Source organism: Lactiplantibacillus dongliensis (assembly GCF_005405105.1).
In the GTDB taxonomy this organism is placed as follows: domain Bacteria; phylum Bacillota; class Bacilli; order Lactobacillales; family Lactobacillaceae; genus Lactiplantibacillus; species Lactiplantibacillus dongliensis.
In genome coordinates, this window is record NZ_BJDK01000008.1 from 68994 (window position 1) to 91700 (window position 22707).

The 22707-nt window shown below is 45.8% G+C and carries 19 protein-coding genes; all 19 read right to left on the bottom strand.

Annotated elements, in window-relative coordinates; all coding sequences use genetic code 11:
• Positions 1-11: 11 nt before the first annotated feature.
• The 19 genes from rnmV to FFM80_RS04345 all read right to left on the bottom strand — a co-directional run bounded on the left by rnmV (position 12) and on the right by FFM80_RS04345 (position 22641).
• Positions 12-572: a ribonuclease M5 gene (rnmV, locus tag FFM80_RS04255; RefSeq protein WP_137639661.1), complete on the bottom strand. Its 561-nt coding sequence runs from the start codon at positions 570-572 to the stop codon at positions 12-14.
• Positions 559-1335, bottom strand: a complete 777-nt coding sequence (locus tag FFM80_RS04260; protein WP_137639662.1) for a TatD family hydrolase — start codon at positions 1333-1335, stop codon at positions 559-561. The genes rnmV and FFM80_RS04260 overlap by 14 nt, the downstream gene beginning before the upstream one ends.
• An 855-nt stretch (positions 1336-2190) precedes the next feature.
• The gene (gene metG, locus FFM80_RS04265) at positions 2191-4239 is read right to left on the bottom strand and encodes a methionine--tRNA ligase (protein WP_137639663.1); all 2049 of its coding nucleotides are present in this window, start codon (positions 4237-4239) and stop codon (positions 2191-2193) included.
• A 165-nt stretch (positions 4240-4404) separates the two neighbouring features.
• The gene (citG, locus tag FFM80_RS04270) at positions 4405-5292 is read right to left on the bottom strand and encodes a triphosphoribosyl-dephospho-CoA synthase CitG (RefSeq protein ID WP_223877293.1); all 888 of its coding nucleotides are present in this window, start codon (positions 5290-5292) and stop codon (positions 4405-4407) included.
• Positions 5285-5980, bottom strand: a complete 696-nt coding sequence (locus tag FFM80_RS04275) for a GntR family transcriptional regulator (RefSeq protein WP_137639664.1) — start codon at positions 5978-5980, stop codon at positions 5285-5287. Before FFM80_RS04275 ends, citG begins: the two co-directional genes overlap by 8 nt.
• A gap of 725 nt (positions 5981-6705) precedes the next feature.
• The gene (locus tag FFM80_RS04280; RefSeq protein WP_137639690.1) at positions 6706-8085 is read right to left on the bottom strand and encodes an oxaloacetate decarboxylase subunit alpha; all 1380 of its coding nucleotides are present in this window, start codon (positions 8083-8085) and stop codon (positions 6706-6708) included.
• A gap of 14 nt (positions 8086-8099) precedes the next feature.
• Positions 8100-8648 (bottom strand): citrate lyase holo-[acyl-carrier protein] synthase, encoded by a 549-nt coding sequence (gene citX, locus FFM80_RS04285; RefSeq protein ID WP_171001028.1) that lies wholly within the window; start codon positions 8646-8648, stop codon positions 8100-8102.
• Positions 8641-10173, bottom strand: coding sequence for a citrate lyase subunit alpha (gene citF / locus FFM80_RS04290; protein WP_137639666.1), 1533 nt, complete (start codon positions 10171-10173; stop codon positions 8641-8643). The genes citX and citF overlap by 8 nt, the downstream gene beginning before the upstream one ends.
• 1 nt (position 10174) lies before the next feature.
• Positions 10175-11053: a citrate (pro-3S)-lyase subunit beta gene (gene citE, locus FFM80_RS04295; protein WP_137639667.1), complete on the bottom strand. Its 879-nt coding sequence runs from the start codon at positions 11051-11053 to the stop codon at positions 10175-10177.
• Entirely contained in the window at positions 11041-11346 is a 306-nt protein-coding gene (gene citD, locus FFM80_RS04300; RefSeq protein ID WP_137633758.1) for a citrate lyase acyl carrier protein, read from the bottom strand. Before citD ends, citE begins: the two co-directional genes overlap by 13 nt.
• Positions 11333-12337: a [citrate (pro-3S)-lyase] ligase gene (gene citC / locus FFM80_RS04305; RefSeq protein WP_137639668.1), complete on the bottom strand. Its 1005-nt coding sequence runs from the start codon at positions 12335-12337 to the stop codon at positions 11333-11335. The genes citD and citC overlap by 14 nt, the downstream gene beginning before the upstream one ends.
• A gap of 200 nt (positions 12338-12537) precedes the next feature.
• Positions 12538-13689 (bottom strand): RNA-guided endonuclease InsQ/TnpB family protein, encoded by a 1152-nt coding sequence (locus tag FFM80_RS04310; RefSeq protein WP_137639669.1) that lies wholly within the window; start codon positions 13687-13689, stop codon positions 12538-12540.
• A 444-nt stretch (positions 13690-14133) separates the two neighbouring features.
• The gene (locus tag FFM80_RS14620; protein WP_137639670.1) at positions 14134-14259 is read right to left on the bottom strand and encodes an OadG family protein; all 126 of its coding nucleotides are present in this window, start codon (positions 14257-14259) and stop codon (positions 14134-14136) included.
• Between the two features lie 15 nt (positions 14260-14274).
• Positions 14275-15396: a sodium ion-translocating decarboxylase subunit beta gene (locus FFM80_RS04320; RefSeq protein WP_137633761.1), complete on the bottom strand. Its 1122-nt coding sequence runs from the start codon at positions 15394-15396 to the stop codon at positions 14275-14277.
• Between the two features lie 13 nt (positions 15397-15409).
• Positions 15410-15808, bottom strand: a complete 399-nt coding sequence (locus FFM80_RS04325; RefSeq protein WP_137639671.1) for an acetyl-CoA carboxylase biotin carboxyl carrier protein subunit — start codon at positions 15806-15808, stop codon at positions 15410-15412.
• Positions 15808-16146: a hypothetical protein gene (locus tag FFM80_RS04330; RefSeq protein WP_137639672.1), complete on the bottom strand. Its 339-nt coding sequence runs from the start codon at positions 16144-16146 to the stop codon at positions 15808-15810. Before FFM80_RS04330 ends, FFM80_RS04325 begins: the two co-directional genes overlap by 1 nt.
• 229 nt (positions 16147-16375) lie before the next feature.
• Positions 16376-17722, bottom strand: a complete 1347-nt coding sequence (locus FFM80_RS04335; protein ID WP_137633764.1) for a CitMHS family transporter — start codon at positions 17720-17722, stop codon at positions 16376-16378.
• Between the two features lie 340 nt (positions 17723-18062).
• Entirely contained in the window at positions 18063-22079 is a 4017-nt protein-coding gene (locus FFM80_RS04340) for a BspA family leucine-rich repeat surface protein (RefSeq protein WP_137639673.1), read from the bottom strand.
• A gap of 301 nt (positions 22080-22380) precedes the next feature.
• The gene (locus tag FFM80_RS04345) at positions 22381-22641 is read right to left on the bottom strand and encodes a hypothetical protein (RefSeq protein WP_137639674.1); all 261 of its coding nucleotides are present in this window, start codon (positions 22639-22641) and stop codon (positions 22381-22383) included.
• Positions 22642-22707: the final 66 nt, after the last annotated feature.

Genomic DNA, 22707 nt, shown 5'->3' on the forward strand with positions numbered 1-22707 from the left:
TAATGACTCCTCTACTGTTCGTCAGTTAGTTGTTCAACGGCTTGCCAAAAGTCAGCCGGTTGAATTTGAAATAGTTGTAGGCGTTTAGGTAACTGTTTGCCATTAACATAGCCAATCTTTAACAGTTCGCCCAATTGTTCACGTCGTTTACGTGCCGCGGGGCCAGCCAATAAGCCAGCCTTAATCAAGTCCGCCCGCGAAATCAATAACGGTGCATCATCAGGATTTTCGGTATACAGATTGGCTAAGGCCGCTTGAATGGCGGCCGGACTCGCATGTTCAACACCCAGACTACCGCCAGCTTTCGTAGGTACCCCAGCCGCTCGGGGCAAAAAGGCGTGCTGTACACCCGGTACTGCTTTGGAGATAGTCTTACGAATTCGCTCTCCAGAATAATCCGGATCAGTGAACACGATCACCCCGCGACTGGCTTGCAGCCGCTTAATTTGGGCCAATGTTTTGGCATCAATCGCCGAGCCATTAGTTTCTAAAGTATCCGCATTGACAGCCATTGCTAATCGTTTGGTGTCGTCCTTACCTTCGACGACAATTACTTCTTTAATCTTCTTCAATCTTAAATAATTCCTCAGCATTCTGATAAGTTTGCGCCGCAATCGCTGCTGGCGTTGTCTCCCGCAACTTGGCCACAGCCTCGACCACGTAACGTGTAAAGGCCGGTTCATTTTGCTTGCCGCGATACGGTTCCGGCGTTAGATAAGGCGCATCCGTTTCTACTAATAAGCTTTCCGCGGGCGTTTGCTTAACCGATTCGTGAACGTCATCAGCGTGCTTAAATGAGGCCACCCCACTGTACGAGATATGCATCCCCAAATCCAAGAACCGTTTTAACCATTCTGGGTCACCATTGAAACTATGCATGACCCCACCAATATCACGAATATCAGCAGCCTTCAAAATCTTGTACGTATCTTCAAAAGCATCACGATTATGCACGGAGATTGGGACCTGCATCTCCTTAGCAATCGCAACTTGGCGCGCAAAAATCTTACGCTGCACTTCACGTGGCGACGTATCCCAATGATAATCCAACCCAATTTCGCCTAAAGCCACTACTTCAGGCAATTGCAATTGCGCAATCAAAACCTGCTCTGTCGCTTTAGTGTAATTCTTTGAATCTTCCGGATGCCAGCCAACAATCGCAACCAATTCTGGATATTGTTGTGCTAACTTAATCGCATCAGCGTTCAGTTGCGTATTCGACCCCACAATGGCCATGCGTTCAACTGATAGTGCTTTTGCCTGTGCCAAGTATTTCGGCACGTCATTAATAAACTCTTCACTATTTAAATGGGTATGAGAATCAAAAATCCGCATCTTAACACCCTCACTTTTAATTTTTATCGTCTTTTACGCTTGGTGCTAGTTAAAATTGCCGCCTACCGGTTGTTTTCTAAAATGCTGGAACGCCATGGGCCATTTTGAAGCCAAAGTTCGGTCTTCAAAACTGACCTTGGCCTAAGTCCGAGAAAATCACTCGCACTAAGGCCAACGATACGGCTGAGCATTTTAGAAAACAACCTCACGGCTACGCTAAAAATAACATTTCAGTCAGATACAACCGTCCGATAATTAACGATGGACGGGCCAGAATTGGCGCAAAAGTATCGTTTGTCTTAGTCGTGACTTTCGACTTAGATAAAGCCCGGTTTGCGAGGCCACCTAAACTTTGGCTCGCAAACACGGCCACCTCGCTCCAGCCGATTTTGGACCAACCAGAGTGGTAATCTATCCAATTAACACCAAGCGTAGTCTTTTGCCTCGCTGACTAAGATAAGCGTAGTGGGGCAAATCTGCAGCCAAGGAACGGTCTGCAGGGCATTTATCCCGGTCACGCCGTCTATTTAATATCAACCAAGTTTGTTACCATCCAACCAGCCATCAAAAACAACCGACTTATAGAACGCTACTTAGCGTAGGGCGGGCCGGATGATGCTCAGTGGTGTCGTTTGACTTGGTCGAGTGCTTTTCTCGTCCTTAGTCAAAGCCCGGCTTGTGAGACCGCTCTTCGGCTCACAAACGCGGCCACCACGGTCCAGCATCAATCCGGACCAACCGAAGCGGCAATCAACGCTAGATCAAAACATTCTTATTGATTTTAACACGTTTCACGTTGTAATAAAAAAGCTTGAGCGTTTGACGGCCCAAGCTTTCAGAAAAATCGTTTCAGTTTTATGAAATCAATGACCCGTTAACTAAGTTGTCAGGCACGGTGATCAATTGAACTTGACCATCATGTTCGGCTGAAAGTAACATGCCTTGGCTGACTTCACCACGCATCTTGCGAGGCTTTAAGTTACCAACGATAATCACTTTCTTACCGATTAACACGTCTGGTTCTGGATACCACTTGGCAATTCCAGAAAGAATCTGACGATGATCGGAATCACCGGCATCTAAGCGGAATTGTAACAGTTTGTCAGCACCCTTTAGTTTCTGAACCGCAATAATTTCGGCAACCTTTAACTCCACTTGATCAAAAACTTTAATATCGGTCTCTGGTTTCGTTAAGTTCAGTTTCGTTTCAGTTGGGTGCCAGTCGCCTTCGACTTCAGCAGCATGCTTTGCAGCTTCCATCGCAGCACGGCCCTTCTTCTTGTCGGACTTCGTCATTTGACCCTTCAAGAAGTCCACTTCAGCATCCATATCAACCCGTGGGAAGATTGGGGTACCTTTAGCAACAACGGTCGCACCCGTTGGCAAATCACTGAAGTTCAAATCAATTAAGCTGATTTCATCCACTGGTAACCCTAATTGCGTAAAGATTTCCTTTGGCGCATGCGTCATAACTGGGCTAACCAAGCTAGCGATGACCCGCAAGCTGGCTGCCAAGTGGGCCATGACACTGGCTAACTTGTCCGCATCTTCAGCCACGTCACTCTTAGCCAATTGCCAAGGCGCCGTCTCATCGATGTACTTGTTTGTCCGGCTAACCAGCTTCCAAACTTCCGCTAAGGCATCTGACAAGTGCAAGGCATCCATGCAACTATCGTAATTAGTGATAGTTTCCGCCGCAACGGCTTCCAAGTCGGCGTCAAATTCAGTGACCCCCGCTTTAAAGGTTGGCACTTGACCATCTTCATACTTGTTAATCATCGCAACCGTCCGATTTAACAAGTTTCCAAGGTCATTAGCCAAGTCATAGTTGACCCGTGCCACAAAGTCTTCTGGCGTGAAGACCCCATCGTTACCATAAGGAATCGCACGCACTAAATAGTAACGTAAGGCATCTAAGCCATAACGTTCGACTAAGGTTTCTGGGTAGATGACATTACCTTTAGACTTCGACATCTTGCCGTTACGCATCGTTAACCAGCCATGGCCGAAGACGGTCTTAGGCAATGGTAACCCCAGCGCATGCAAAATAATTGGCCAATAAATCGTGTGGAAACGCACGATTTCTTTACCGACCATTTGAACATCTGCTGGCCAATACTTGTTGAACAAACTTTCATCATCGCCACCATAACCTAGAGCGGTGATATAGTTGATCAACGCATCTAACCACACGTAGACCACATGCTTAGGATTACTCTTGACCGGCACACCCCAAGTAAAGCTAGTCCGTGAGACCGCTAAGTCTTCCAGACCTGGCTTGATGAAGTTATTGATCATTTCATTCATCCGGTTAGCTGGTTGAATGAAGTCTGGATGCGTCTGATAATAATCCAACAACCAGTCTGCATACTTGCTCATCTTGAAAAAGTAAGATTCTTCCTTAACGAGTTCAACTTCGTGACCGCTAGGGGCTTTCCCACCGATAACTTTACCGTCATCATCGCGGTAAACTTCAGCTAATTGGGTTTCGGTGAAGTATTCTTCATCATCGACTGAGTACCAGCCTTCGTAGTGGCCCAAATAAATATCGCCACTCTTTAATAAGCGTTCAAAAATTTCTTGAACGGCTTTTTCATGGTAATCATCAGTCGTCCGAATGAATTTATCATTGGAGATTTCCAGTAATTGCCAGAGGTCTTTGATTTGTTTGACCATGCCGTCAACATAGGACTTCGGATCAGTATTAAGCTTTTCAGCTTTTTCTTCGATCTTCAGACCATGTTCATCCGTCCCGGTTAAGAAAAAGACGTCATAACCCTTGGCACGTTTGTAGCGGGCTAAGGTATCGCACGCAATAGTGGTGTACGAGTTACCGATGTGTAATTTCCCCGAGGGGTAGTAAATCGGCGTGGTAATATAATAGGTTGGTTTCGTTTCTGCCATGATTTTAGTTCCCTTCAAACAGTTATAAATTAGCTTATAATTTCATTTTAGTTAGATTCTTTTTCATTGTATCATACTTCCAACTATCAGTGGTGCTAGGCCGTAAACGGACCACCTAAAAAGGACAGCAAATCAGCTTATAATTTGCTGCCACAAAATGATGCTTTAAATCAAAGTTAACGGTGAGTCTTGTAACTGATCAAAGAAGATCCCTAACGCTAACAAATCAGCCGTGCCACCGGGGCTAAGATGCCAAGCAATCAACTGCTGATCAAGGTCCCGCAAGGCCTTAGCTAAAGCCGGCCCCGTCAAATCAGCTGCTTGTAACTCCCGGGCCGCCGTCTGCACTTTGGCCAGCCCCGCTTGGCCGCCACGATGTAACAAATTAACATCTTCTAGTTCGGCCATCAAATACAGCATCAATTTTAAGTAACGTTCGGTCACTGGCAAATCGGCATGTGATCGTAACCACGGCAATGCCATCGCTTGTAGCGCCGGATAGCCGGCTTCCGCTTCTCCACGAATCCCGGTGACCCCGTAACGGACGTACAGTTCTTCACCGTATGACAAGTGATCCTTAATGTTGACATGCTTAAAGTCAGCTGCCGTAACTCCGGCAGTCATCGTTTGAACAGCCGCAAAAACGGCTTTAAAGTGTTCGGCTTGTAACGCAGCCAAACTTTGCGTCTTCGAGCACCAGCCTAGCGCGCCTAGTAAGACCGCATACGAAAAGTTGGCGCCTTTGTGCGTATTGACTTGATGAGTCGCCAACAGCATCGTCCGCTCACCTTGAGACCCAGCACGCCGTAAACTGGCAAATAGCTGGGTCAAATCAGGACTCGCTTGCCCTAATTTTAAATATAATTTCAAAAACGGTGACCAAGCTTGAATACTGGTCATAAATAAATCGTAATCCATATCGTCATGCGCACCGGCCGAAAACGGATCAACTAGTCCTGGCTTGGGTGCTAGTGACACTTCAGCGACGAGCGATTGTTGAGCGAAGCGGCTGATCAAGGTCAGCGTATCGGTCATTGGAGTCGTTTTAATCAAGGTGTCGTTCCCTCATCTCTTTAATGATAAATTGCAGTGACTGACCTAAATGCTCGCGAATAATTAAGTTGATCTGAACTTCATCATGATTAACCATCGCTTGGTAGATGCGCCAATGTTCTTGCAACGCTAACGCGCGTCGCTCCCGTGACATAATCGAAATATCTCGGAAGTAAACGAGATATGCTTGCAGTTTGAAGACAATTGCAACCAGATGCGGCATGTCGCAGTGATTATAAATAAATTGATTGAAGTCCGTAAAATAATTAACAACTGTCTGGTCGGGGACTTCATCGAGCTCGGTTTCTGTTCGTTCAAGTAACTTACGTAATTCTTCAAAATCGGCCGTAGTCATTTGTGACATGGCTTTACGGGTCGCGAGCGAATCAAGTTCTTTACGAATATCAAAGATTTCGTAGGCATCTTTGACTGTGATCCCCTTGACCATCGTGCTGACCCCCGGCGCACTAGCCACCAAATCCTCTTCGGCCAAGCGTCGTAGCGCATAGCGAATCGGGGTCCGACTAACGTTGAGTTCTTCAGCGAATTTCTTTTCATTGATCCGGGTGCCCGCCGGAATATCCCCTAAAATAATCGTCTTCCGAAATGCTTCAAAGACCAGATCTTTTAGGGGCTGGTTCTGGGATAAATCTAAATTATTAGCAACAGCTTGCACGATAGCATCCATGCGGTCCCCTCCGTTCATCTTACGACCCGTGAGATTAGCATTCATTTTACTTGCCACTCTGGTTGGTCCAGAATCGGCTGGAACGTGGTGGCCGCGTTTATGAGCCACAGTGCGGTCTCATAAGCCGGGCTTTGACTAACCCGGAAAATCACCGGCTAAGTCAAACGACACCACTGAGCCAATTCTGGCCCGCCCGACGTTAATCAATAATCATTTATGACTTAATGCTTATCGATGCCAACTAATACTAATCTCAGTCACTCTCCATTATATCAGACCACGAAAGCGTTTCCGTTACAGACAGCTTACATTTTAAGGGTCTACAACCTAATTTTATGACGAACCAATTCAAAATCTAACAATTACTGGTCAATGACAGTAAAATTTGTCATGTTTTACCATGTAATTCGCTAACGCTAACTCATCAGCTAAACAGTAAACACAATCTCACTCCGCCTAACTATGCCGTCAAACTAGCTCCAAATGATCATCATTACTAGCGCAGAGCGGGCGGGATGACGCTCAGTGGTGTCGTTAGACTTAGGCTGGGTGATTTTACCCAGTCTTAGTCTAAGCCCGGCTTGTGAGACCGCTCTTCGGCTCACAAACGCGGCCACCACGTTCCAGCGTCAATCCCGCCCAACCGAAGCGACAAGTTTAACCAATTTCAAACCAACAAAACCCGTAACCAGTAGTGCAAGCTGGCTGCGGGTTGTTTCAGTCGGTTAAATTTCTGGTGCGAAACTCAAATCGATCTTTTGAACCGGGACATCGTAGAACCGGTCTTCACGCCGGCCTAAGAAATCACGGCCTTGATCTGGGAATAAGCCATAAATCAAGATATCTTCCATGCTATGTGCATAGTCGCCAATCTCAGCTTTAAAGCCCGGTAACTGTGGCGCGATATCATCAGCCGGCCGCGTGGTAATCGGCTGCTCGTCACCAATGATTGTCTTGATCATTGCCGGATCAATTGCTACTGGTGGCCGGCCGTATAACCCACGGACGTAATCTTTGATTTCATTTGGAATCAACTTATAACGCTCGCCACTCATCACGTTCATCAGCGCTTGCGTCCCAACCATCTGTGACAATGGCGTCACTAATGGTGGATAGCCCAAGTCGCCACGCACTTTCGGCACTTCATCCAAGACTTGTTCGTACAAGTCTTCTTGACCCGCATCTTTCAGTTGGGCCAATAAGTTAGAGAGCATCCCACCCGGCACTTGGTACCGCAAGGATTTTGGTTGGACGTCCATCACTTTAGGGTTTAAGCCGCCATCATTACGAAAACGGTCACGAATCGGTGCAAAGTATTCGGCGATTTCGGCCGCCAACGTCTGGTCAACCGGCACATCATAACCGAGATCTTTTAACGCCACTAACATTGATTCAGTCGCTGGCTGACTTGTCCCCCCAGCAAATGGCGAACTAGCGGTGTCAATAATATCGGCGCCTGCTTCCACGGCTTTGATATAAGTCATATCCGCAATGCCCGAAGTCGCATGCGTATGAATTTCAATGGGAATATCGATGGTGGCCTTCAACTCACTAACGAGGTCATAAGCCCGCTGTGGCGTTAAAATTCCGGCCATATCCTTGATACACAAGGAGTCAGCCCCCATATCCGCCATCTCTTTGGCTAACTTAACGTAGTATGGAATCGTATGGAACTCACTCGTCGTATACGAGATCGTCATCTGTGCATGGCCGCCATACTTTTTCGTGGCTGCCAAAGCGGTCCGCAGATTACGGGTATCATTTAAGGCATCGAACATCCGAATGATATCAATTCCATTTTCAATCGACTTTTGAACAAAAGTCTCCACCACATCATCAGCGTAGTTCTTGTAGCCGAGAATGTTTTGCCCGCGTAATAACATTTGTAACTTGGTGTGTTTGACATGCTTGCGAATCTCACGTAGACGTTCCCACGGATCCTCATTCAAATACCGCAAGCAGGAATCAAAGGTCGCCCCGCCCCAAACTTCGAGCGCGTGATAACCGGCTTGATCCAGCTTACCCAAGATCGGCAACATGTCACTAATCGGCATCCGGGTGGCAATCAAACTTTGCTGACCATCCCGTAAGACGGTTTCCATCATTTCAACTTTTTGACTCAAACTTCTCGCCACCCTTCTGTAATTAAGCCATCGACGGCTTGTTGGACTTCTAATAACCCATGTTTTCGTGACCGGCTACAAGCCTTGGCATCGCCACCGCAAATCAGGCACGGACGGACGGGTAAGGCAAGTCCTTGACGACTGGTTTGCTTTAAATTGCCAGCGTCCAAAGTCAAAACATCCAGATCACATAATTGAGCAAACCCAGCTTGTTGTTCAAACTGGATCAACGCTCGTTTCACTTGCGCGGCCGGCACATCCAAGACCAAGTAGAACTCAAAGCCTGTTGGCCGATCAAAGCTCATTTGAACTAAGACCGCCGCCCCATATTGGTGCGCCAAGTTGATCATAATGGCTTGATACTGCTGAGTCAGTTGTGGTCCCGTCTTAATCGGGCCGGGAATCCGTACCGATGACCAGACAAGCGTTGCACTGGGATGTGCTTGTAAGACGGCTAACTGCTCCGCCGCGCGCCAATCACGGGTTGCCAACATTTGTGGCAACGTGATTTCGGGACCAGTTAGATTTTGGAACGTGCTAGACATTTTTGACCACATCGATCAAACTGCCATCGCGATATTCAATTAAAGCGACTGTTTGATCACCGTATTCGATCTTTTCAGGGACACCGGTAATCGCATAAGCTTTATCTTTTAATTCATCAATGGTTAATTGTGGCACTTTTAAACCTTTAAACATGTCGACTAAGTCTTGACGTGCCGGATTAATGGCAATCCCCAATTCCGTCACGACAACATCGACACTAGAGCCAGGGGTAACGACCGTCGTCACTGCGTCCACAATAGTTGGGATGCGGCCCCGGACAACCGGTGCGATTACCATACTCAACTTGCAAGCGGCACTGGTGTCGGAATGCCCACCGGAAGCGCCTCGAAGCACACCGTCTGAACCCGTAATCACATTTACGTTGAAGTCGGTATCAACTTCCAGCGCGGATAAAATGGCAATATCTAATTGATTGATGACCGCGCCCTTGCTCAGTGGTGACGCATACATGTTGGCATCGATTTCGTAATGATCGGCATTTTCGGCGAGGGAGATGGCTGACGGATGGTCAAAATCTTGCACATCGATCAACTTGTCGACTAAGCCTTCTTTTTGCATTTCGACCATCGCATTGGTGATCCCGCCTAATGCAAAGCTCGCTTTAACATCTTCGTCAATCATCGTTTGGCGGAGGAAGCGACTAACCGCTAAGGCTGCACCGCCACTCCCAGTTTGGAAGGAGAAGCCGTTCTTGAAATAGCTCGATGCGGTAATGACTTTAGCTGCATATTCAGCAATCAATAATTCTTTCGGGTTCTTCGTAAACCGAGTTGCGCCCTTCGCAATCCCATCTGGATCACCAATCGCATCAACTTGGACCACGTAATCAACATCCGTTTGCGGAATGCTAATCGGTGTATTCGGATATGGCATCAAACTGTCCGTAATCGCCACAACTTGGTCGGCATACTTCGCATCGACCATCGCGTAACCTAATGAACCACAAGTTGCTTTTCCTTTAGTACCGTTGATGTTACCGTATTCATCAGAACTTGGCGCACCTAAGAAAGCGACGTCAATATGAATGTCACCGCTGGCAATGGCCCGCGCACGACCACCGTGAGACCGAATCACGACTGGATTCGCCATAATCCCACTCGAAATCGCTGCGCCGACTTTGTCCCGTAACCCACTGGACGTGATGTTCGTCACCACGCCATTTTTAATGTGATCAATCAGCGGTGCATGCACATTCGCAATTGAGCTGGGGGCAATCGACAAGTTCTTAATCCCCATCTTGGCAATTTCGTCCAAGACCATGTTCATCACAAAGTCACCTTCGCGGAAATGATGATGGAAAGAAATCGTCATCCCATCTTTTAAGCCCGTCTTAACGATGGCTTCATGAATACTGCCTAGTAGCTTGCTGTCGTTAGGCTTGATCGGTTTAATGGTTTTAGTGGCGGCTTGATAGCTATCAATATGGGCAAACTCGCCGTCATAAACGCCGTATTGTTCGGCATATTTAGCCGGAATCTCACGCTTTAATTTATTTTCAACCATCTTAGTCCACCTCCATATTAGTGGCCTTGGCTAAGGCTAAGACCCGTTCGGCCCGTTCAACGATTGGTTTATCAACCATTTGACCGTTAACTGCAATAACCCCAGACCCTTTGGCTTCGGCTTCACGAATGCCCGCCATTACTTCTTGCGCTTTTTGAACTTCTTTAATCGTTGGCGCATAAATGCCGTTAATTACTGGAATCTGACGCGGATTGATGACTGATTTGCCATCAAAACCAAGTTGCTTAATCAATTCCGTTTCGTGCCGTAAGCCTTCTTCGTTATCAACATCAGAATAAACCGTATCAATCGCGGCAATCCCAGCGGCCCGTGCTGAATGTAAGATGTAGTTGCGGGCGAAGGATAATTCCGCCCCATCTGGATAACGGCGGGTCTTTTGACTGGTGACATAATCTTCAGCGCCCAGCGCAATCCCAATCATCCGGTCCGAAGCTTTAGCGATTTCACGTGCATTCAAAACCCCTTCAGCGGATTCGATGGCCGCCATCATATGGGTGGTACCGGCTGGAATATCATATTTTGCTTCCACTGCGGTAATCACGGCATCCACGTCGATAATATCTTGCGCGGTTTCCGTCTTCGGTAGCCGGATAACGTTAATGCCTCCCAGGACCATCGCTTCGATATCTTGCTTCCCACCAGCATCTAAGGCGTTAACCCGCACGACCGTTTCAACGGATGAGTAGTCAAAGGTCTTTAAAGCGGAATATACCAAGACCCGCGCCGTATCTTTTTCTTTCAGTGAAACGGCATCTTCAAGGTCAAACATGACTGAATCGGCCCCATATAAGATGGCATCGCGTAACATTGCTGGATTCGCCCCGGGGACGAACATCATTGTTCTTCTTAAACGTTCCATGAGTTCAACGCCTCCCAATCGTAATCCGTCTTGCCTTGTAAACGATAAGCTGCCGCAATTGTGCGGGCCTTGATTGTGCAGTCCAAGGCGCCTTTATCAACGGCTTCAACGGCAATATCATTAATGCCTAATTTTTGTAAAACTTCAGTCATTAGTGCTGTAATATGAGCCCCAAATTGTTTCTTAACGTTACTGTCGAGGTCAATGGTAATGCCACTGGCGTTGGGCTTTAAGGTAATCATAATGTCGCTAGATTCCATAGTCCCCACCGTGACGGTTTTAGCTGTTTGCATGTGGTTGACTCCCCTTCAAATAGTGATAACTAGTGGCTGGCACTAGTTGTTTAACAGTAGCCCAGTCGTTGGCTGCAAGTGCTTGCCGTACTTGCGTGGCACTGACGGGTTGCGCATCGACTGTCAAGCGTGGCACAACAGTCAATTGCAGCTGACCAGTTAGAACTTGCGCTAACTGGTCATTGTAGACTTTGGTAACGGGCGAAAAAGGCTCGTCACCGACAAACCGGTGATGAATGTCCAGGATTGGACTGATTTTACGTAAGAATAAGGTGGCATCGAGTTGTGCTTGTTCTTTAGCGACCGCCAAGTCCGCTTGATCTTTTAAGAAGTACGCCGGAAACGTGGCGTTGGCCACCAAGTAATGATTTGTTGGCAACACAATCACCCGTGACTGATCAGCAACGGCTTGTTGGACCATGGTTAGCCGCGCTTGCGTATCAAATTGTGACCGATCTTCTGAAACGACAAAGACGTAAACAACATCGCAAGTTGCCAAGGCTGTCTGGATTAACTGCAGATGGCCGTTCGTAAACGGATTAGCATTCATCACGATGGCCCCCGCATTGGCACTCGTGACTTTCCGCTGATCTAATAACAATTGGTAAGCGTTCAGATCCGGGTATCCGCGTTCCAACAAGACTACGTGGGTCGTCGCGACAACCGCCTTAAATCCAAGTGCTTCGAAATACGGGGCGGTACACGGCTTGGTGTATACAAAGGCATGCGATTGTTGCTGTTCATCTAATCGATCTAGTAACGCTTTAATTAGCGGGGCTAATAAGTTTTGGTGCGTTTCCGTTGTGGCAACGGCCACGCATTTAATAATGTTTTGATAAAGCGAACCGGTCGCGACCAAGTTGTCACCATCATATAAGCCGATCGTATAATCAACTTGCTCATCCGCCATCAATCCTGCTTGCGTCAATAGCGCTTGCCATTGTCGCTTTGCCACCGGATTAATGTCGAACCACAGTCGTTTAAGTTGCATGCCGTCACCTGCTATGCAAAACATGGAGAAATGTAGAAAAACATTACTGATTTCTGCATTTAGAAAGGTTACATATTTCCTTTCATTTATTTTGCTTACTACCGTTATAACGTTGGTATTCCAGTATTTCTAATTAGAAATACCACATTGACCAGCTATGATAGTCTAAGGGCTAAGCCAGCCCCATTATTTTTATTCTTTTAGATCAAAGCTAACAAATTAGCCACGGCGTTTTCGTCGCGCTCAAGTTTAGCCCCACAATGGTAACAGTCATACTCGTTATGTCGAGTACCATGTCGGTAATTACCTTGTAAACTAACTTTGTCTTCACCTTGTTTGATATGGCCGCAAGCTGAACAACGTTGTGTGGATGGATAGAGTCTATCAGCCAAGATTAACTTTTTCCCATACCATTGGCATTTATAAGTCAGTAGCTGGCGGAAGTAACCAAACATTGATCGATGTAGTCCTTTTGATGCGACATGGGTCATCTGCATTTTCTTCACGGCTAAATCTTCAATCACAATCGTATCAAACTGAGTAACCAGCATAGTCGTGAATTTATGCATCAGATCGTGTTGGCAATCTGCAACTTTACGATAGTCTCGTTGCAACTTGTTTTTCATTGCAAGATAGGCTTTCATTTTAGTTGCCTGCTTCCCATTAACCTGACGTTTACGTGCTAATTGACGTTGATAGAATTTAATCCGGCTGTATAAGCGCATCAACTTGAGCGGCAGTGTTTTTAAAACACCTAACGTATAGTTTAAGTGGCCGACATTCACATCTACAGCTGTCACTTGATTTGTTTTAACTTTCGGCTTAATTGTCACTTCAAGATTTAGGCAGGCCCAATAGATACCATTTTCACGATAAATACTAACAGCCTTTAACTTACCGCTTAAATCTACCTGTTTATTGAAACGAATGTCGTACCAATCTTTGACACCACGTGGTTTATCCAACCGTAACTTACCTGCAACTAACTTAGCACGGTCAGTTTTGAAGCCTTGGCGCGGTGCTCGCTTGGACTTAAACTTTGGTCGTCCCCAATCAGGCTGGGCTTGGTCAAAGAAGTTCTGCCAAGCATTTCCTAAATCAGCAACGGCTAATTGCAAGGCTCGAGCTGACAAACCATATTGCCAATCAGCTTTATTCGCCACTAATTCATTGCGCACCAACCGTTGACTAGGTTTAAAATCATTTTCAGAATTTAAGCAATAAACTTCATACAGTTCATTCCAGGTTGCTAGTGCGCTGTTCCAACAATAACGTCGATAATTACATAAATCATTGAGAGCTATCTGCATATGACTATTGGGAAATAGTCGCACCTTTTGAGTCCTAATCATGCTATTGAGCACCTCAATATGATAAAAGTTAACGTAAATAATCATTCATTACGTTACTTAGTGAATATAGCATAATAAACCGAAGCTAATCCTGAATTTACACAATCAATACTTACTTTACAAAACTAATACAAAGGTGACTGACCATTGTGATGATCATGCTTATATTATCCAACTCCATGTTTGCTTTCTTTAGATAATTTGAACATTTTTCTATGAGCCACCATGTTCTACTATATTTCAGCTAACAGTTAGCGTCTCCAAAAGTATTGTTGTTTTATTGTCGCTCCGGATAATCTGGATTGATGCTCAGTGGTGTCGTTTATCTTAGTCGATGGCTTTTCGACTTAGATAAAGCCCGGCTTGGAAGACCGCTCTTCGGCTTCCAAACGTGGCCACCACGTTCCAGCGTCAATCCAGACCACCCGGAACGGCAAATTTCAGCTATTTATTAGCTGGAAAGACTTTGATCAAGAGCTTGGAAATCAGGTAAATGACGAAGAGGACTAAGAACACGCCACCCATCCCAAATCCCATTAGTTCAAACGCGATTTCTAAATTATGAATCATGGTGTTAGCCTCCCTTTACATGAAGAATGATAGCAACAAGCCACCGGCGATAACTGAGCCAATCTGGCCAGAAACGTTGGCACCAACGGCATACATTAAGACAAAGTTCTTTGGATCTTCTTCAGACGCCATCTTTTGGATCACCCGACTAGACATTGGGAAGGCCGAAATACCGGCGGCCCCAATCATTGGATTGATCTTTTCTTTCCGGAAGACGTTCAATAACTTGGCGAATAAGACCCCACCGATGGAATCCATGACGAAGGCCACGAGTCCAAAGGCGATAATCATTAACGTTTGTAAGTTCAGGAATTGGTCAGCCTGCAGCTTGACGGAAATTGTTAACCCTAACAGAATGCTGACGATGTTGACCAATTCATTCTGGGCGGTATTGGATAAGCGGTCTAAGACCCCACATTCTCGCAGTAAGTTCCCAAACATTAAGAAACCGACCAATGGTAACGAGATTGGGGCGATAAAGCCGGCCAAAATCGTGACGATAATTGGGAAGAGAATCTTAGTTTGCTTCGAAACACTTTCGGCTTTGTAAGTCATCCGAATTTGACGTTCCTTCTTAGTCGTCACAGCTTTAATAGCGGCCGGTTGGATAATTGGCACTAATGCCATGTACGAATATGCCGCCACGGTAATCGGCCCCAGCAGATTCTCGGCTAACTGGTTCGAAACGAAGATGGCAGTTGGCCCATCCGCTGCCCCGATAATCCCGATAGAAGCCGCTTCCTTAATATCGAAGCCGAATAAGACTGCCACGATAATGACAAAGAAGATCCCGAATTGCGCTGCAGCCCCGAATAAGAGCATGAACGGATTTTGTAACAATGGTCCAAAATCAATCATCGCACCAATCCCAATAAAGATTAAAAGTGGAAACAATTCGGTCGTGATTCCGGCTTTAAAGAGGACATCCAAGACCCCTTCGGCTTTGGTGCCACCAACGGTTTGGGTTAAAACCCCGGTCCCTGGGAAGTTCACCAGGATGGACCCCAGCCCCATTGGGACTAGTAACGTTGGTTCATATTCTTTTTTGATACCCAAATACATCAAGATGCCACCAATCAGCATCATCGCGATTTGGCCTAAGGTAATTGAGGTAATCCCCTGAATTAAGGTTTCCACATGCTTACTCCCTTCAGCTGATCTTAATCAGCGCGTCACCGGCATTCACCGTGTCATTTTTATCGACAAATAATGTTTCAACAACGCCAGCTCGATTGGCAACGATTTCATTTTCCATCTTCATTGCCTCTAAGACTAATAATGGCTGGTTCTCAGTTACTTGGTCGCCTGGTTTAACCAATACCTTAATAATCGTGCCAGGCATCGGTGCATCCATCGCATCGGCCACATCAGCGGGCGCTGCTTTCGGAGCAGGCGCTGGGGTTGGGGCGGGGGTAGCAGCAGGTTGTGTCGTGGCAGTTGGTGCGGGTGCCGCGGCAACTGGGGCAACTGGTTGCGCCACGCCCCCGATTTCTTCCATTTCAACCAAGTATTCTTTACCATCAATGGTGATCTTAAATTTACGTAACATTAGTGCTGGTCAACTCGCTTTCTGACTGATTTGACGACGAATTGACCGTCGCCGGTAGCTAAAGCACAACTGCTCGCAATAACGCTAACAAGCTGGGCTTCCGGATTTTGCACATAGAGCTTTTTTAACACTAACTGACTATCGGGAACCGCGGTCGCCGTCACGCTGGCGGCAACCAGACTTGGAATTAAATGGTCATGCGGATCGACTTCCAAGTACTTTGGGACGGTCACCCACTCCTCAGCTGGTTCAGCAGGCACAGTCGGTGTCACCGCCGGCTGGTCGGCCGGGGCGCTGGCCGCTTCGTGATGAAATAAGGTTTGCCAAAAACTAGCCATGCGGATCACTCCTTTAATTTGTTCAGTCAGCGGCAACTGGTAAATCGCTTACAATTGAAACTAACAGCTACCGCTTAACCCTTGCTTCCATCATATAACCAAATGTTGATTCAGATTGTTCTTTTAATGTTCTATCGACGGCCTAATGAGTTGACCCGCAGCTTGCTTATTGGCCATTTACGCGGCTAAGCAGGTTGCGGGTCAATGGCGTTGTGTTACCTAATTAAACTCATTGTGGAATGTAGAATGGCATGTGGCCGGTCAAGAGAATCGTAACCACGAAGATGGCGAAGACGCCAAGTGCGTACTTGGCGGTTTCCTTTTGCCAAGCCCCCATGTCCAAACCAGTTAAACGTAGTAACAAGTAGATAAAGGCTACTAATGGACTGAGTAAATGGAACGCTTGACCCATCAAAGAAGCGAGCGCCATTTGCATGTTGGTAAAGCCGTATGCCCGCCCAGCTTGAGCTAAGACTGGCAAGACCCCAAAGTAGAACCCGTCGTTTGATAGGAAGAAAGTCCCAGGAGCAGAAATTGCAGCAATGACTAAGCCCCAGAAACCGGCTAATTGATGCGGGATAATTTGGGTAAAGCTTTGAGCCAAAGCCGTCGCCATCCCAGTTCCTTGGAAGAGACCCATGAAGACCCCCGCCGCGAAGACTAAGATAACCACTTGCACGGCGTCACCACCGTTAGCACCAATTCGCTTGGATTGGTCTTTGAGCTTTGGATAGTTGACCATCAACGCGATACAAGTTCCGACTAAGAAGAGCAATAATGGTGGCATTTCTAAAGCTTTGATGAATGAACCGGCAACTAACCAAGCAATCAAAACAATGGTTAAGATACCGTTGAATGCAAAGTTCTTTGGCCGACGAATCTCAGCAACATCGGGATCCGTTACTTGGGTCATTGCATCGATTTCGGCTGGTGATAATTCTTTAATGCCTAAACGTTTACGTTCTTTACGACCCATACTAGGGGCAACGATAAAGGTGACGTAAAGTAAGGCTAAGATCATCCCAGGCATCACGTAAGCTAAGATACTGGCATCAACATCTAAGACGGCCATTGCCCGAGCAGTTGGCCCGCCCCATGGAAGTAAGTTCATGATCGTGTTTTGTAAGATAACCAAAACCCCTAAGTTCATCATCCGCATGTTTAACTTCTTGTAAATCGGAATAAAAGCGGAACAACAAATCAAGGTTGTGGTCGTCCCATCCCCATTCAAGGAAACGGCCGCCGCAACGATGGCTGTGGCCATTAGGACTTTCATGGGATCACCCTTAGCGAAGAGAATCATCTTCTTGGTGATAGGATCAAAGAGTCCGGCATCCAACATAATCGAGAAATAAAGAATCGCAAATAATAGCATGATCCCGGTGTTGGCAGTGGTCTTGATCCCTTCGAGGACGAAATCACCGATTGTGCCTTTTTTGGCAACGCCGGCGACCATCGCAATAATGGCGAAAACTAATGGAACCAATACTAAGGCGGTAAATGGTGATAATTTCTTCTTCATGATAATAAACATGAAGACGACAATCATGGCATATGAGATAACTGTTAGTAACATGGTTTCAACTCCTTTTATTTTTCTACAAGCAAATCATATCGGATTGAAAGCGCTTTTACTACCGTTTTTGTGCGGAAGTACACAGAAAGAACACTTTGATATTCCAGTTCACAGCAAGTTTTGTTGCGCGAAAATGTATGTACATTTAAGTCTAAAGGTGTTGTTATGATAGGAATCATCGCAAATTTCGGTTTAACTCAATCACCCCCATCGACCAACGACTGGCCTAGGCCACTTGCTCACTAATCAACAATGCCCAAGCTTTAATCCTAACAAAAAACAATCACCCAGTCTGCTAAACTTGGTGATTGTATGATGATTGAACTTATTCAAGTTAATTCTAATTATGGCGCCGTTTCAATGTGATTCCTAAGGCTGCTAAAGCTGCTGTCGTCGCTAATAAAATGGTGCTCGTTAGTGAAGGTTTGGTTTCATTCGTTTGTGGTAACGGCTTTTCCACCATCGCATGCTTACCAACAGTTAAGTTATCGACAGCCTTTAATTGTGCTTTAGCTGGTCTAATCGTCGCCATCGCTGATTGCGTTGTTGCTGCTGGTTTAATCGTTGCCGCTGCTGATTGCATCGTTGTTGCCAAATCAATAGTAGCCATTGCCACTTGCGTCGTTGTTGCCGATTTAATCGTAGCAGCAGTCAGTTGACTTTGTTTAAGACCAGTCTTAGTTACAGATTGGCCAGTCTTTCGATTAGCTGACTTGACCTTAACAACCGTCTTAACTGCTTGCTTGGTCCCCTGTTTGGCCGGTGAGACAATTGGTTGATTTGGCTGATCTACATCAGTTGGGGGCGTCACGATCCCACCATTATTCGGATGATCTGGTGTTGGCGTTGTACCGGGATCAGTCGGTGTACTTGGATCAGTCGGTGTCTCTGGATTAGTTGGTGTACTTGGATCAGTTGGTGTACTTGGATCAGTCGGCACCTCAGGATCAGGCGTTGACGCCAACACCGTAACCGTCATTGACTTAGTCAGTTGATGTCCAAATTGATCTCGGTTCGTCACTTGCAACTGATACTTGCCTGGCACAGCGGTATTAACCGTTCCAGTAATCGTTAATTGACTGGCTGTCATCGATTGACCTAGCGCGTTTGTCGCCAATTTAACGAGGTTTACTGGATCAAAAGTCGTGCCTTGAGTCACGGTTAGGGCATCCGTTAGTTCCAAACTCAGCGCACTTACATTAATCGTTACAGTTTGCTTGACCGTATTTTGATATTGGTCACGATAACTGACCCACATTGTGTACGTACCGCCTTGCTTGAGATTAACCTGACTGACATCGTAGCTTAACGCCGTCTTAGCTAGCGGTTGACCATCCATGCCGGTAGCGACGGTAACCGCACTAGTTGGCTCAAAGTTATCTCCAAGTAATAAGTTAACTTGTGGCACGGTTTGAATCGCAATTGGACTAGCTTTTACCGTTACCATCAAGACTCGCTGCAACATATTACCATAAGCATCGGTATAGCTTACCGTCACCGGATAGGTTCCTGCTTGGGCCGTATTCAACTGGCTCAAGTCAATGACTAGGTCTGCTAGTGCTACCGCTTGTCCTGTCGCATCTTTTGCAGTAATGGCTTGAGCAGTTAAATCCAAGGGTTCGCCAACGATTAATTCAGTCGTTGATGGCACAGTCAAGGCTAACTGACTAGGAATAACGACGACTTGAACTTGTTTCGTCAACTGATTACCAGAGTTATCCAGATAACTGACCGTTATCGTATAAGTCCCCGCTTTTTGCGGATCAACCGTGTTATCGATAGTTAAACCATTCGCCGTTGTCATCTTAGTCCCCATGGCAGTTACAGCGGTGGTAATCACACTTGTCGGGTCAAAAGTTGTTTTGGGTCCGGCAATTAATGGCTCAGTTGGAGCCGTTAAGCCTAATGTTGCTGTATTTTCAATTACATAAACCGTTGTTGTCGCCGTGATTAAATTACCAACTGTGTCCGTGTAATTTGCTGAGATGGTATAATCGCCGGCCTTAGTTAAATCAACATTATCCACCCCGGTAAACGTAACACCGGTAGCGTCATCAACTGATTGCCCAGCATCATTTATCAGATTATCGAAATAATCAGCTATTGATAATTTAGCAGTTGGTCCAATAATAATCGTTGGTGCTTTTAAATTAATCTTAGCCTGACTTTCAACCAAGGTTAAAAAACTAGTTTGTGTTAGCAAAACGTCATCTGTATTGCGATAACTAAAAACAAACTTATAAACAGCAGGAATTGTATAATCATTAGTTGTTATCGGACTACCATCCGCATAACTTTCAATAACTTGTACCTGGTCCTGGCCAACAACCATGGGACTGCCACTATCAGTAATCCCAGTGAGTAATTTTGGAATTACAGCTTGCATTGCCGCCAAGTTGGCTTCTGCGTCTGACCCTATAACAACAGTGACATCTTGGCCACCGATCGTCGCTTTACTTTTACGTTCAATAACATTGACATTAATTGGCGCCGAAAATTGATTGCCCAGCGCACTAGTATAGGTCAGCGTTATTGGATAATGACCTATCTTAGTTTGATCAACTGAACCAGTATAACTAAACTGACTGGGATCAAAATTAAGCGCATCTTCACCATGCGCATCTTTCAGACTGGCAATCCCAGATATCACGCTCCAATCGGTATTCGGATAGATATTAATGTCTTGGCCCGTCAATTGGCTCCGATCACTATAATCTGTTTGGGCAAGATAAGTCTCAGCAGTATCCGTAGCGCCTTTCCGATAAAAATCATCAAGCTCTTGATACGTTAAAACTTCACCTGTGCTCACCTTAACCCATTTACCCGTATATGGGTATGTCGTGACTTGGCCGATATTGTTATACCAAGAGAAGTCCGGAGAAACAAATTTAAACGTTGGGCTAACTTTTAACTCAACCAAACTAAAGGTGTTCACTTGACCTGGTGCATACCCCATCATTTCATCATTATCAGTCACCTTTGACATGTCCCAATTGCTCAAATCAAGGTGCTCCACGCTTGAAGATAGAAACATTTGCTCCATATTCGTCGCACTTGCAGTATTCCATCGACTAACATCAATTTTTGTTAATGAATCAGTGGCATAAAAAGTTCGGTAGAAGATGCTGACCTTGCTAACATCCCACTTGCTAACATCCACATTCACTAGCTTTCCGGCATATTGGAAGAGCCCCCACATATTAGTCACTTTACTAGTATTCCAATCAGCTACATTAACCGTAGCCAAATCATCTGACCACGAAAACGTCTCATCCATATCAGTTAATGAATCGGTCTGCCAGTCATTGACTTCGATATCTGTCACACCAATCGCCTGGAAAAACAATTCCGACATATCAGTAACGTTACGAACATCCCAACCATTCAAATTGACAACGGGCGTTAGCTTCGTCTGATAAAACATATAACTTAAGCTGGTCGCCTGACTAACATCAACCTGGTCCAAACCGGTGACCCCATTGCTCAAATGTGCAAATAATTTTACACCATTCAGGCCAGTGACCACTAATTTTCCAGTCACTGCCATTGACTTAACATCATCACGATTCAATTTTTGGAGCGTGTTGTTTGTATCGGTATACGTAAAGTCGGGACTACCAAGCGTACCACCACCTAAAGTTAACGCCCCATTACTAGCATCAAATGACCAGGCGACATCACCATTAACACCTTTAATCTCAGTTGGTACCGCAGTATCGCGTAATAAAGCACTGCGATTCAATTGTCTGGGTGCCCGACTGGTGACCATTGCCTTAGCGACCTGACTAGTTTGACCGGTAGTCGCCATTGATGAAGCCGGTTCAACAGTCAATTGTTTTGTATTATTGTCCTTAGCACTCGTCACTGCTGAGCTTGCGGGTGTCACATCACTTGATTGATCTTTCAGTGCTGCACTGGCCGGTGCTTGACTCGACTGACTAGTTGCGCTTTGACTGTTACCATCAGTTTGACTTTGAGCTCTTGAACTAGCTCCTGATGTTACTGACTGAGACTCAGTTGCACCAGATTGAGGTTGCTGGCTACTGGTGGCCGAACTAGCAGCTTCCGAGCTATTGGCAGTACTATCGGTACTTGTCGTTGCCGACTCCGCTTGACTGTGATTAGCTTGTGTCGATGCTGGTGTGGCCGACAACTTGACACTGTTTTCCTCACCACTAGTTGCCGCTGTCACCTGAGTCGTGGCGGTTGCCGGCTTAGCAGTCGTCCCGGCTGTATCTGCCTGGGCAGTCGCTGTATTCCCAAGCTGCCAAGTTAATAGCGTTAGACCTGCAAAGACCCAGAAGCGTCCCTGTTTGTACATCTTATAATGCAATTTTGATCCCATTTTTTTTGCCATTCTAAGAACCCCCCGTAATTCAAACAGTAGCTTTACCTTACATCATTCGTATAGTTAACTTATAAATTCATTATACGGCTAAAATATCAAAAATATTATACTTTTTAAGTAAAAAGTATAAATAATCACAATAAATTTAAACATATAACTAAGGCTTGGTACTAGTTGAATCAGGTGGCCACTCTGGTTGGTCCGCAATTTTAACTCAAGTAATCTTGAATGTGCAATCAAGTCCTATGACGTTTTGGGAGGAGAAAAAAAGGGCACCCACAAATGTGAGCGCCCTTCAAACTTATTCAATTTACCAGTCACCGAACTTCTCATCTTTAAGTTCATTCAATAACTTCTGATAACGTTCTGAATTCATAGCCCCTTCAAAATGGGCATTTTCTAACTTATTAAAACGATCCGCTAAATAATACGCGGATAAATATAGTGTTAGCTTGCGTTTCACGATTGCCTCGGGATCTAGCTCATCCGAAACTTGGTGTGAGCTAACGACCATTTCAGCAAATTTGCGGCGGTCTAATGATAAGTTACAACTGTCTTCTGATTCTGTCATGTCTGATACCCCCTTGATTGATCGGTTTTCCATACGTTCAGGGTATCATAATCCACGACCTGCTTA